Raw genomic sequence first — 12,502 nt, 5'->3', positions numbered from 1 at the left:
TCCTCCCACGCCGAGTGAGGCGCAGCGGCGCATGAGGACGCCCGGCACCCCTCCGCGAACCCGGCCGCGGGGACGCCACCGCCCGCGAGCGCGGCGCCGGCACGGACCGCGGTTTCGCCGCGGGGCGCGGCGCCTTCGAGGATCTCGACGGCGGCACGGACCGCAACATCCTCACGGACCTCGACGGCGACACGGACTTCGCCTGTGTCGCGGATCTCGGCGCCGGAACGGATCTCGGCGGCGGCACGGACCTCGGCTGTGTCGCGGATCTCAGCGTCGGAACGGACCTTGACCGTGTCGCGGATCTCGATGACGACACGGACCTCGGTGGCGTCGCGGATCTCGATGACGGAACGGCTCCCGACGGCGGCACGGACCGCAGCATCCTCGCGGGCGGCGGCGTTTTCGCGGCCGGCGGTGTTTTCGCGGATTCCGGCGGCGCCACGGATCTCGGTGACGGCACGGATCGCAGTGTCGTCGCGGTCGGCTTCATGATGGCCCCCATCCCTTCGACCTGGCCGAACACATGTCGAAGAAAGATCGGTGAATCGAACACGATGTCGATCGAACTCCCGTACGATGTTGTACACCACGCTGGCATCGATTTCGAGGACATTCGAACTATTGTTTGAGTATGATCTTCGGTCGGAGTACGGTCGCTGTGTGCGACGCAATCAATACAGACCGGGATGCGAGGAGATCGCATGAGCGAGCATGACGAGAACGGTTCGGCCACCGGCGACCTGGCGGTACGCAGACGTGACTCTCTTGGCCTCACCCCCAGGCAGCGGAAGATCCTTGAGGTCATCCGTGATTCCGTGCAGCAGCGCGGCTATCCGCCGTCCATGCGAGAGATCGGTGAGGCGGTGCAGCTCACCAGCACCTCCAGCGTGTCGCACCAGTTGACGGCGTTGCAGCGCAAGGGCTACCTGCGCCGCGATCCGCACCGTCCCCGCGCGCTCGAGGTGCGTCTCCCCGGCGAGCCCGCGTTGTGGGTGGATCCCGGCGCCGGAGACGACGAGGCGCCGGTCAACCGCCCGACCGCGGCCTACGTGCCGCTCGTCGGCCGGATCGCCGCCGGTGGCCCGATTCTCGCCGAGGAGAGCGTCGAAGACGTCTTCGCCCTGCCCAAGCAACTCGTCGGCGAGGGCACGCTCTTCCTGCTCCAGGTGACCGGCGACTCGATGATCGAAGCGGCGATCGCCGACGGCGACTGGGTGGTCGTGCGCCAGCAGCCCGTGGCCGACAACGGCGACGTGGTCGCGGCGATGATCGACGGTGAGGCCACGGTCAAGACCTTCAAGCGCAAGGACGGCCACGTCTGGCTGGTCCCGCACAACTCGAACTACGACCCGATCCCGGGTGACGAGGCCACCGTCCTGGGCAAGGTCGTGGCGGTTCTGCGCAAGCTCTGACGCACACCGCGAGACAACACATCGGAGGGGAGCGAGGCCACCCGGCCAGGGCCACGCTCCCCTCCGGCGTTCAGCGACGCCGGTCCCTGAGCAACTCCACGACCGCGGTTATGTCGGAGTCGCTCCATCCACGCTCGGCGGCTTCCTCGTAGCGCCGTTCGACCAGCCGGGCGATCGGAAGATCAATACCCCTCGACTCCGCGACCTCCACGGTGAGCCGCACGTCCTTGGCACCGAGCGACGTCGTGAACCATCCGCGGTGGTCGTCACCGAGGATGCCGTCGAGCCGGTTGTGCAGGGCGGGCGCGACGGTCGGCCACTGGAAGAGAAACTCCCTCAGCATCGCCTCGTCGAGTCCGGCCGCCTGACCCGTCGCCACCACTTCGGCGATGACGGCGATACCCGACATCATCAGATAGTTGTTCAGAAGCTTGTACGTCAGGGCGTTTCCCGGGTCGCCCCCGCAGTAGTACCAGCGCGTGGCGAAGAGATCCGGCCAGATCGGCTTCAGCCGGTCCACGAGATCGCGTTCGCCTCCCAGCAGCCCCATGGCCTGCCCCTCGACGACGGCCTGAGGCCCTCCGAGGATGGGGGCGGCCACAAAACGGCCTCCCGGCACCAGATCCACCAGCGCGCGGGACGTGTCCGGAGAGACGGTGCTCATATCGGCCACGATCGGCCCTCCGGGATCCGATCCGAGATCGGCCAGCCGGGTCATGACGTCACGGACCGCCCTGTCGTCGGCGAGCGACATCAGCACGGCCTCGGTTCCCCGCGCGGCCTCGATCGGCGAGGACGCCTCCACGGCACCGGCGTCGACGACCTCGGCCGCCTTGCCCGGCGTCCGGTTCCAGATCGTGACCACATGACCGCGTTCGAGCAACCGCAGGGCCAGCGCCCGCCCCATGCTGCCCATCCCCAATACCGATACCCGCATGCCTCTATCCCCCTGTCAGCCGTTGTCCTTCCCTTCCACCACCGGCTACCGAGATGCGGGCCGGCGCCCCGTCGTCGAACCGGGGGTGAGGAGCCACGCGGGAGTGATCTCGGGGGCGCGATCACTCCTTCGGCGAGACTCCGTGGAGTGGAATGGACACACACCGTAACATTCGCGCCGGCCGGCAGGCGTGTGAGGGCCATGCCACACGGGTGGGATCACGTTCTGCCGGCATGACAGATCGCCGTGCCGCGACGCCGCCGCGTTCGACGGGAGGACGGCGAGACGGAGAGGACGGAGACGGAGAAGACAGCGGAGACGGAGAGAACGGCGGAGACGGAGAGAACGGAGAGGACGGCACGGTGGGCCGTCGCCTTCCGTGCACGCGGTCAAGGCGTCGAACCAGCGGACGCGTCTGTGAAAGCAGGTGTCCCGTGCCGCTCACGCGTTCTGCGAGAGACCGCGTGAGCGGCACGGGACACCTCCGGCGTTCATCCGGGGACGCGGGTCAGGGGACGATGTTGACCAGCTTGGGCGCACGGACGATGACCTTGCGCGGCGCGCCGGACAGGAAGGGCTGGATCTTCTCGGACGCCAGCGCCAGAGCCTCCAGCTCCGCGTCGGAGATCTCCGGGGAGACCTCCAGCCGGTCGCGCACCTTGCCGGCGACCTGGACGACGCAGGTGACGGAGTCTTGGACCAGCAGGGCCGGGTCGGCCGTCGGCCAGCCCGCCTTGGCGACCGTGGCGGGGTGGCCCAGCCGCTCCCAGCCCTCTTCCGCGGCGTACGGCGCGACCAGCGACAGCATGACCGCCAGGGTCTCGGCGGCCTCTCGGACCGCCGGGTCCGAGGCTCCGGGGCCGGAGTCGATGGCCTTGCGGGTCGCGCTCGTCAGCTCCATCATGCGGGCCACCGCGACGTTGAAGCGATGGGACTCGACCAGCCGGGTGACCTCTTCGACGGTCCGGTGGACGATCTTGCGCAGGTTCAGGTCACCGGTGGCGAAGTCCGTGCCGGGAGCCGAGGCCGCACCGGCCTCGGCCATGACACGGAACGCACGGGCCAGGAACTTCTGCGACGCGGCCGGGGAGAGGTCGGCCCAGTCGATGTCGTCCTCGGGCGGGCCGGCGAACACCACGGTCAGCCGGACCGCGTCCACGCCGTAGGAGTCGATCTGCTCGCCCAGGTCCACGCCGTTGCCCAGCGACTTGGACATCGCCTTGCCCTGGTTGATCACCTGACCCTGGTTCAGCAGGCGGGTGAAGGGCTCGACGAAATCGACCATGCCCATGTCGTGCAGGACCTTGGTGAAGAATCGCGAGTACAGCAGGTGCAGCACCGCGTGCTCGACGCCGCCGACGTACTGGTCGATCGGCCCCCACTGGCGCAGCTTCTCCACGTCGAACGGGCCGCCCTCGTAGGAGGGGTCCACGTAGCGCAGGAAGTACCAGGAGGAGTCGACGAAGGTGTCCATCGTGTCGGTGTCGCGCATGGCGGGACCGCCGCACTTGGGACAGTCGACGTTGACCCAGTCTTCGGCCGAGGCCAGCGGGGAGACCCCCTTGGGGGTCAGGGCCTCACCGCGCAGGTCGGGCAGGGTGACGGGCAGCTGGTCGTCGGGGACGGGGACCTCGCCGCAGTCGAGGCAGTGGATGATCGGGATCGGGCAGCCCCAGAAGCGCTGGCGGGACAGCAGCCAGTCGCGCAGCCGGAAGTTGACCGTGGGACGCCCCGTGCCCCGCTCGCTCAGCACCTCGGTGATCTTGCGGATCGCGTCGGCCTTGGCCAGGCCGTCCAGCGGGCCGGAGTTGACCATCGCGCCGTCGCCGGAGGTGGCGACGCCGGTCTCGCCGGGGTCGGCCAGGCCGGTGTGCACGACCACCCGTACCGGCAGATCGAAGGTCCGGGCGAAGTCCAGGTCGCGCTGGTCGTGCGCGGGCACGGCCATGATGGCGCCGTGGCCGTAGTCGGACAGCACGTAGTCGGCCGCCCAGACCGGCATGCGCTCGCCGTTGACCGGGTTGATCGCGTACCGGCCCAGGAAGACGCCGGTCTTCTCCTTCTCGGTGGACAGCCGGTCGATGTCGGACAGCTTGGCCACCTCGGCCTGGTACGCCTCGAACGCCTCACGCCGGTCGTCGGTGACGATCTCCGCCGCCAGCGGCGCGTCCGGGGCGACCACGAAGAAGGTCGCGCCGTACAGGGTGTCGGGGCGGGTGGTGTAGACGGTGACCGGCTCGTCGCGACCTTCGATCACGAAGTTGACGTCGGCGCCCTCGGAGCGGCCGATCCAGTTGCGCTGCATGGTCAGCACGCGCTCCGGCCAGCCGTCCTTCAGCTGCACCATGTCGTCCAGCAGCCGGTCGGCGTAGTCAGTGATCTTGAAATACCACTGGGTCAGCTCGCGGCGGACGACGTCGGCCCCGCATCGCTCGCACCGCCCGGCGACGACCTGCTCGTTGGCCAGCACGGTCTGGTCGTTCGGGCACCAGTTGACCAGGCCGCCCTTGCGGTAGGCCAGGCCGCGCTCGAAGAAGCGGATGAACAGCCACTGGGTCCACTTGTAGTACTCGGCGTCGCTGGTGTGCAGGCGGTGAGACCAGTCGAAGGAAACCGCGTAACGCTTGAAGGAGTGGGCCTGGGTCTCGATGTTGGCGTAGGTCCACTCGGCGGGGTGCGCGTTGCGCCGGATCGCCGCGTTCTCGGCGGGCAGGCCGAAGGAGTCCCAGCCGATGGGGTGCAGCACGTTGTAACCGCGCTGGAACCAGTAACGGGAGACGACGTCGCCGATGGCGAACACCTCGGCGTGACCCATGTGCAGGTCGCCCGAGGGATAGGGGAACATGTCGAGCACGTAGCGTCGTTCACGCGTGTCGGCGGGGTCGTCGGAGGCCCGGAAGGGGTCCAGCTCCTCCCACCGCTGCTGCCATTTGACCTGCAGCGCCTGCGGGTCATAATGCTGCTCGTCGCTCTGCGTGTCGGCTCGCTCGCTCACGTTCAATCTTCCCTCGGTATACGTCTGTGCAGATGATCTGGCCCGTTCTGGCCCAATGGAAAAACCCTCCGCTCACGCGAAGGGCAGCCGCATCGGCAGGGCACTCAGAGCCAGGAAATCCGATGCGGCCCGGTAAGCAGCAAGGTCGCGGCATGCATATTCCAAGCCTATCGCAGTCCACAAGTCATATTCATGGCCTGGGAAAACAAGGCCGATCATCATGAAAGGGGGACAGCGGAGCGGCCGGTCGGCACAATGGGGACGCTCGCACATCCGGGCAAGACGAGACCGGATGGCGATACACCTGTTGTGACCTCGTACGTCCCCCCGCTTACTCTCTTTACCGTGGCACATTCAGTCGAGCCGGGGCAGGGCCCGGATCCTTCGGAGGTCGGCCTGCCCCTGCAGGATCCACCAACCGACCCCACCGGACTCCAGTTCAGGGGAGCGTTCTCCAGTTTCCCTGCGAATCCCCCTGTCCTACGTGAGACCATGCCCAATACCCCTAATTCGGGCACCCGCGCGGGAGGTAAGGAAAGCATGGCCTCGGAGCAGTCCAGCCAATCCCCCCTGCCTCGGGCATGGCCGGAGGCAGAAGAGCCGCCGCCCACCTGGGCGCAGGACCCCCTTGGCACCAGCAGCCCCCGACTTCCTCTTCCCCAGGACGAGCATCGAGCCGACGGTTCGTGGCAGACCTCCCCCGGCATCACCTCTCCCGGCAACGGCTGGCAGCAGGCCGCCGCGTCACAGGGAGGAAACGACGACCGGCAGCAGCCCTCCGGTCCCCCGGCCGAGAGTTCGTGGCAGCAGACCTCTCCCAGCAACCCCTCCCCGGGCAACGGCTGGCAGCAGGCCTCCGGTCCCCAGGCAGGCAACCAGGGCCGTCCACCGGCTCCCGGCCCGCAGGGAGGCGACGGCCGGCAACAGGCCGCCGCGCCGCAGGGAGGCGATGGCTGGCAGGCCGCCGCGCCACAGGGTGGTGACGGCTGGCAGCAGGCCGCCGCGCCACAGGGAGGAAACGACGACCGGCAGCGGGCCACCGGTTTTCCGGCCGAGGCTCCGTGGCAGCAGAGCTCTCCCAGCAACCCCTCTTTGGGCAGCAGTAGCTGGCAGCAGGCTTTCACCCCTCCGGCGAACCAGGGCGGCTCGCCGAGAGGAAACGACGGCTGGCAGCAGACCTCCGGCCCGCAGGGAAACGGCGGCGGATGGCAGACCTCCCCCGGCGACGGCTGGCAGCAGACCTCTCCCGGCGCCCCTTCCCCGGGCGACGGATGGCAGCAGGCCACCGCGCCGCAGGGGGGCGGCGCCTCCGGTCCCCAGGCGGGCGACCAGGGCCGCCCGCAGGTTCCCGGTTCACCGCCGGCCGACTCCTGGCAGGCCTCCGGGCCCCCGCGGGAGAACCTCGGCTCCTGGCCGCCGCCTCACGGGGCGGAGAACAGCGTGTGGCCGCCCACTCCCCCGCCTCCGGCGGAGAACACGGCGTGGAGCGCGGGTCCCGCCGCGACGCAGAACCCGCTCTTCTCCCCTCCCCGGGCGACCCCTCCGGCCGATGTCCCCGTCGCCGCGCTCGGTGGTGCTCCCTCCGGCAACGGTGCTCCTTTCGGCGACGGCAACGGCAGAGGTGGCGGCAACGCCGCCAACGGTGCCGGCCCCGCGCCGCGTCGTAGCTTCGGCGTGGCGGACAACCCCGCCATGTGGGCTCTGGCCGCCGCGACCGCGGCGGCCACCTCGGCCGCACCGGATGTCCCCGTCTTCCCGCCTCGGGGCCCCGACGGTCAGCATCCCGGCAACGGCCCCCAGCTCCAGCAGACCTCGCAGATCCCGCCGGCCCCGCCCGTGCAGCAGGGTCAGCCGGGCCACCACCTGAGCAGGGATCCGTCCGACCCGAGCAAGCCGTTCGTCACCGCGGGCCAGATCAGCGGCCCGAAGACCCCGCCGCCCGAGCGTCAGCAGGAGCTGTGGAACACGGTCTTCGGCGACAACTACCAGGCCATGGACGACGAGGATCTCGACGGGCAGGGCAAGCCGGTCTGGGTCTTCGCGCTCGCCGGCTCCGTGGCCGTCGCGCTGATCATCGCGCTGATCTGGGCGTTCGTGGCCGGACCGCTGGCCTCGGCCGAGGAGGAGCCCGCCACCACCACGGCCAAGCCCGCGGCCACCGGCAAGGCCCCCTCCAAGCCCAAGCCGCTGGGCCGTCTGCCGCGCTTCCCCGGTGAGGCCTCGCCGGTCGCCGGCACCCTCACCGACCAGGGGGCGGGGATCACCCTGACCAAGCTCGGCGCTCCCTGGCGCCAGGATCAGCGTTCGACCGTGCCCACGGTCTTCGGATTCGCCACCCGCCAGTATCTCCCGGCGGGACCGGACTCCACGGGCAAGACGCAGTTCGCCCAGGTGATGTCGGGCCCGCTCTCGCCCCGGCTGAAGAGCAAGTACACCTCGCCGGAGAACCTCGCCCCCGTGATCAACGCGGTGGCGTCCGCCGGCCGCAACAAGTTCTTCCCCGAGGGCAACACCGCCCGCAAGACCGCCCAGCAGACCTTGACCGTCGACGGCCTGCCGGGCCAGCTCGCCGCCTACGAGATCACTTCCGGTGAGGCCAAGACCACCATGGTCGTGGCCGCCGTGAGCACCGGTGCCGACCTGCCCGCGATCGTCTACATGTCGGTGCCGGACAGCAAGAAGGAGTTGCTGCCCGACATCAACACCGTCTTCAAGTCGATCAAGGCGACGACTTCGTGACTCAGAACTCGCAGTTCATGTGCTTGATCCCGTTGATGAAGTTGGAGTAGAGCCGTTCCGGGCTGCCACCCTCGATCTGCGGGACGCGGCGTAGCAGTTCCCGGAACATCACGGTGATCTCACGGCGGGCCAGGTGGGCGCCGAGGCAGAAGTGCGGCCCCGGTCCGCCGTAGCCGACGTGCGGGTTGGGGCTGCGGGTGATGTCGAAGCGGAGCGCGTCGGGGAAGACGCTCTCGTCCCGGTTGGCGGCCCAGTAGTACAGGACGACCTTCTGGCCCTTGCGGTAGAGCTGGCCGTTCATCTCGTGGTCGCGAGTGACCTTGCGGCGCATGTAGTTCACCGGCGAGGCCAGGCGGACGATCTCCTCGACCGCGCCGGGGAGACGGCCGTCGAGGTCCTCAAGCAGGAGGGCGCGCTGGTCGGGGTTCTGGGTGAACAGGTGCAGGCCGTGCGAGATGGCGTTGCGTGTGGTCTCGTTGCCCGCCACGACCAGCAGGATGAAGAACGAACCGAGCTCCTGCGCGGTGAGCCTCTCCCCGTCGATGTTGGCGTTGACCAGCGATGAGATGAGATCGCTCGTGGGGTGCTCGGCCCGCTGCGCGGCGAGGTCCTGGACGAGCTGCTGCAGCTCCATCCCGGCGGTCAGCAGCTTCTCCGCGACGGTGGACATGTCCTCGCCGCCGTACTCGGGGTCGAACCCGCCGAGGATCATGTTGGACCGTTCGAAGACCGTGCCGTAGTCCTTCTCCGGGATCCCCATCATGTCGCAGATGATCTTCAAGGGCAGTTTGGCGGCCACCTCGGTCACGAAGTCGCATCCGGGCCCCTTGGCGAGGAGATCGTCCACGATGCGGGCGGCGGCCGTGTCGACATCGGCCTCGAACTGTTTGATCATTTTCGGGGTGAACGCCCGGGAGACGATACGGCGGAGCCGGGCGTGCCGGGGATCGTCCATATTGATCATCGAGCCGAAGTACTCGGTGAACTCCGGCGGCATGTCCGGGATGTTGGTGGCTCCGCCCTCCCCCGAGCAGAACACCTCGGGATTGCGACTGGCCTCCAGGATGTCCGCATGCTTGACCAGCGCGTAGTATCCGGGCCCCCTCGGCGCGAAGGAGAGCTCCACCTCCTCGTAGAAGGCGGGGTGTTCAAGATCCCGGAGGAGCTGGAAGGCGTGCTCCCTCTCGGGTATGGGCCTGGCCCAGAAGTCATGGTCCGACAGGTCGAAATCGTCGGCGGAGATGATCGGCTTTCGCTCGGCTGGCGTCACGGTCATGGCGCCAATCATTTGCGAAAGCAACCATTTACGTCAATGGATAGCCGTACAAGTCATGCTTTAAGCGGTCAAAGCTTCAGAACTCGCAGGTGAGATGCTTAATGCCGTTGATGAAGCTTGACCGCAGGCGGTCGGGCTCGCCGACGGAGCGGATCTCCGGGAGCCGGGTGAACAGTTCCCGGAACATCACGGTGATCTCACGGCGGGCCAGGTGGGCGCCGAGACAGAAATGCGGCCCCGGGCCGCCGAAGCCCAGGTGCGGGCCGTCTGCGCGCTGGATGTCGAAGCGGTAGGGGTCGGAGAAGACGTCCTCGTCGCGATTGGCGGCCCAGTAGTAGAGCAGGACCTTGTCACCTTCGCGATAGAGGTGGCCGTTCATCTCGTGGTCCCGGGTGAGGCTGCGGCGCATCCAGGCGACGGGCGAGGCCAGGCGGACGATCTCCTCGACCGCGCCGGGCAGGCGGCCCTTCAGGTCGTCGAGCAGCAGGGCGCGCTGGTCGGGGTTCTGGGTGAACAGGTGCAGGCCGTGCGAGATGGCGTTGCGTGTGGTCTCGTTGCCCGCCACGACCAGCAGGATGAAGAACGAGCCGAGCTCCTGCGCGGTGAGCCTCTCCCCGTCGATGTTGGCGCTGGTCAGGGAGGTGATGAGGTTGTCACCGCCTTCGGCGGCCAGGGAGACGACGAGGTCCTGCAGGCGCTGTCCCGCGCCGAGGAGCAGCTCGGCCGCGCGGCTGACGTCCGCGATGAATTCGGGGTCGCCGCCCGACAGGATGATGTTGGACGCGTCGAGGACCGTCTGGTAGTGCTCGGCGCCGACACCCATCATGTCGCAAATGATCTTCAAGGGCAGCTTGACGGCCACTTCGGTCACGAAGTCGCACCCGGGCCCCTTGGCGAGGAGGTCGTCCACGATCCGGGTGGCCTCGACCTGCACGTCGGCCTCGAACTGTTTGATCATTTTCGGGGTGAACGCCCGGGAGACGATACGGCGGAGCCGGGCGTGCCGAGGGTCGTCCATATTGATCATCGAGCCGAAGTACTCGCCGAACTCGGCCCCCAGGTCCTGGACGGAGGTCGTGCCCCGGCCCGAGGAGAAGACGTCGGGTCGGCGGCTGGCCTCGACGATGTCGGCGTGCCTCACCAGCGCGTAGAAGCCCGGCCCCGGAGCCGCGTAGGCGACCGGCGGCTCGGGGAACAGCACCGGGACCGGCTGTGCGCGTAGCAGCGCGAAAGCCTCCTCGCGCTCGACCATCGGCCGTTCCCAGAAGGCGATGTCCGACAGGTCGATATCCGCGAGTGAAACCGTCACACCAGCCTCCATTGGAATCTCATTCTGGTCACTGATCCTGCCATGTGATCTCCGATCCGGTCAGCCGGAATGAGATCCTCGACCTCGCGGGACCGCCGGCGCGCGCCACGGCATCAGGCACGGCCCACCGGCGGCCCACCGGCGGTCAACACGTCACCCGTCACCGGCGATCAGGTCGGCGGCCTTTTCAGCGATCATGAGGGTGGGCGCGTGGGTGTGCCCGCGGTTGATGACCGGCATGATCGAGGCGTCGACGACCCGGAGGGCGTCGATCCCCCTGACCTTCAGGTCGGGATCCACCACCGAGTCGGCGTCCTGCCCCATCCGGCAGGTGCCCACCGGGTGGTAGAGGGTCTCACTGCGCTCCCGGATCCAGCGGGCGAGCTCCTCGTCGGTCCGCGCGCCCCAGTACGGGTCCATCGGCGGTCCGGCGAACGGCTCCAGCGCGGCGGTCTCGAACAGCTCCCCGGCCTTCCTCAGCCCGGCGACCAGCCGCCGGACGTCGGCCTCCGCCGTCAGGTACCCCGGGTCGATCACGACCTCGCGGCCGTTCAGGGAGATGTGCCCGCGGCTCTCCGGCTGGAGCAGGATCGAGGCGACGGTCAGGCCGTGGCCCGGCGGCGGGGTGAGCCCGTGGTTGATGAAGGGCCCGGGAGCGAAGATCAGCTCGATGTCGGGGGCGGGCTCGTCGGGAGAGGTGCGGATGAAGGCCACGGCCTCGCCGACGTTCGAGGTGAGCATTCCTCTACGGCCGACCAGGAAGCGAAGCAGGTTGCCGATCGACTCCGCGCCCGCGAGCGTGATCGACTGGGGACAGTGCAGGAAGATGCCCGAGGCCAGGTGGTCCTGGAGGTTCTTGCCGACCTGGGGCAGCTCGTGGACCGGCTCGACGCCGCCCGCCCGTAACTCGTCCGCCGCACCGATGCCCGACAGCATCAGCAGGTGCGGGGAACCGATCGCCCCCGCCGACAGGATGACCTCCTTGCGCGCCCGCACCACCGTGCCGTCGCCGTACCTCACACCGGTCGCGCGCCCGTCGGCGACCAGGATCTCGCGCACGTGCAAGGAGGTCAGCACGGTGAGGTTGGGCCGCTTCGCCGCGGGCCTGAGGTAGGCGTCGGCGGAACTCCAGCGGCGGCCCCTGTTCTGGGTGACCGGGGTCTGGGAGTAGCCCTCGTTGGAGGGGCCGTTCAGCTCCGCCAGCCGGGTGAGCCCCAGCTCCCCGCACGCCCGGAGGAAGGCCGCGGTGGCGGGGTTGGGGGTGCGCAGCTCCTCGATGTGGACCGGGCCCCGCGTGCCGTACACGCCGTCGTGGTTGGAGCCGACGCGGCGCTCGATCCTGTGGAAGTACGGCAGGACCTCGTCGTAGGACCAGCCGGGCACTCCCCAGCCGTCGTAGTCGGCCCTGTGCCCGCGCACCCACATCTGGGCGTTCATCGACGAGGAGCCGCCGAGCATCCGCCCGCGCGGCCAGTAGAGTTCGCGGCCGGACAGCTCGGCCTGCTTGGCGGTGGTGAAGTTCCAGTCGTCCTCGGTCTTGAAGAGCCTGCCGAACCCGGCGGGCATCCGGACCGCGAGCTTGTCGTCGGTCCCGCCCGCCTCGACCAGCACGACCGTCACCGCCGGATCCGCGGAGAGCCGGTTGGCCAGCACGCATCCAGCGGATCCCGCGCCGACGATCACGTAGTCGTACTCCATGCCCACTGACCCTTCTTCGCACATTCGCACAGACGGTCAGCTCGCCTCCCCGGTAAGCGGGCTCCCACGTATTTATCCTTTCGTTGCCTGCTCGTCAATTTGTAACCACTGTTACCTACCGGTAGGTATCCCG

The 12,502-nt window shown here is 68.7% G+C and carries 7 protein-coding genes; 2 read left to right on the top strand and 5 right to left on the bottom strand.

Annotated features, from left to right (window positions below; all coding sequences use genetic code 11):
- Window positions 1-704 precede the first annotated feature (704 nt).
- Window positions 705-1,415: a transcriptional repressor LexA gene (gene lexA / locus J2853_RS00325; RefSeq protein WP_307553680.1), complete on the top strand. Its 711-nt coding sequence runs from the start codon at window positions 705-707 to the stop codon at window positions 1,413-1,415.
- A gap of 70 nt (window positions 1,416-1,485) precedes the next feature.
- On the opposite strand, the gene J2853_RS00320 is transcribed toward lexA, so the two are convergent.
- The gene (locus tag J2853_RS00320; protein WP_307553678.1) at window positions 1,486-2,352 is read right to left on the bottom strand and encodes an NAD(P)-dependent oxidoreductase; all 867 of its coding nucleotides are present in this window, start codon (window positions 2,350-2,352) and stop codon (window positions 1,486-1,488) included.
- Between the two features lie 508 nt (window positions 2,353-2,860).
- The gene (leuS, locus tag J2853_RS00315; protein WP_307553676.1) at window positions 2,861-5,347 is read right to left on the bottom strand and encodes a leucine--tRNA ligase; all 2,487 of its coding nucleotides are present in this window, start codon (window positions 5,345-5,347) and stop codon (window positions 2,861-2,863) included.
- A 540-nt stretch (window positions 5,348-5,887) separates the two neighbouring features.
- Between leuS and J2853_RS00310 the strand changes: the two genes are divergently transcribed.
- The gene (locus J2853_RS00310; RefSeq protein ID WP_307553674.1) at window positions 5,888-8,086 is read left to right on the top strand and encodes a hypothetical protein; all 2,199 of its coding nucleotides are present in this window, start codon (window positions 5,888-5,890) and stop codon (window positions 8,084-8,086) included.
- Between the two features lies 1 nt (window position 8,087).
- Here the strand turns inward: J2853_RS00310 and J2853_RS00305 are convergent, their stop codons facing one another.
- The 3 genes from J2853_RS00305 to J2853_RS00295 all read right to left on the bottom strand — a co-directional run bounded on the left by J2853_RS00305 (window position 8,088) and on the right by J2853_RS00295 (window position 12,369).
- On the bottom strand, window positions 8,088-9,362 hold the full coding sequence (locus J2853_RS00305; RefSeq protein ID WP_307553672.1) for a cytochrome P450: 1,275 nt from the start codon (window positions 9,360-9,362) through the stop codon (window positions 8,088-8,090).
- 76 nt (window positions 9,363-9,438) lie between these two features.
- Window positions 9,439-10,683, bottom strand: coding sequence for a cytochrome P450 (locus J2853_RS00300; protein WP_370879161.1), 1,245 nt, complete (start codon window positions 10,681-10,683; stop codon window positions 9,439-9,441).
- A gap of 141 nt (window positions 10,684-10,824) precedes the next feature.
- Window positions 10,825-12,369 carry a GMC family oxidoreductase gene (locus tag J2853_RS00295; protein ID WP_307553670.1) on the bottom strand — a complete coding sequence of 515 codons (1,545 nt, stop codon included), beginning with the start codon at window positions 12,367-12,369 and terminating at the stop codon, window positions 10,825-10,827.
- Between the last annotated feature and the right edge of the window lie 133 nt (window positions 12,370-12,502).

This window comes from Streptosporangium lutulentum, from assembly GCF_030811455.1.
GTDB classification, from domain to species: Bacteria; Actinomycetota; Actinomycetes; order Streptosporangiales; family Streptosporangiaceae; genus Streptosporangium; species Streptosporangium lutulentum.
This window is presented reverse-complemented; position numbering and strand designations above follow the sequence as displayed.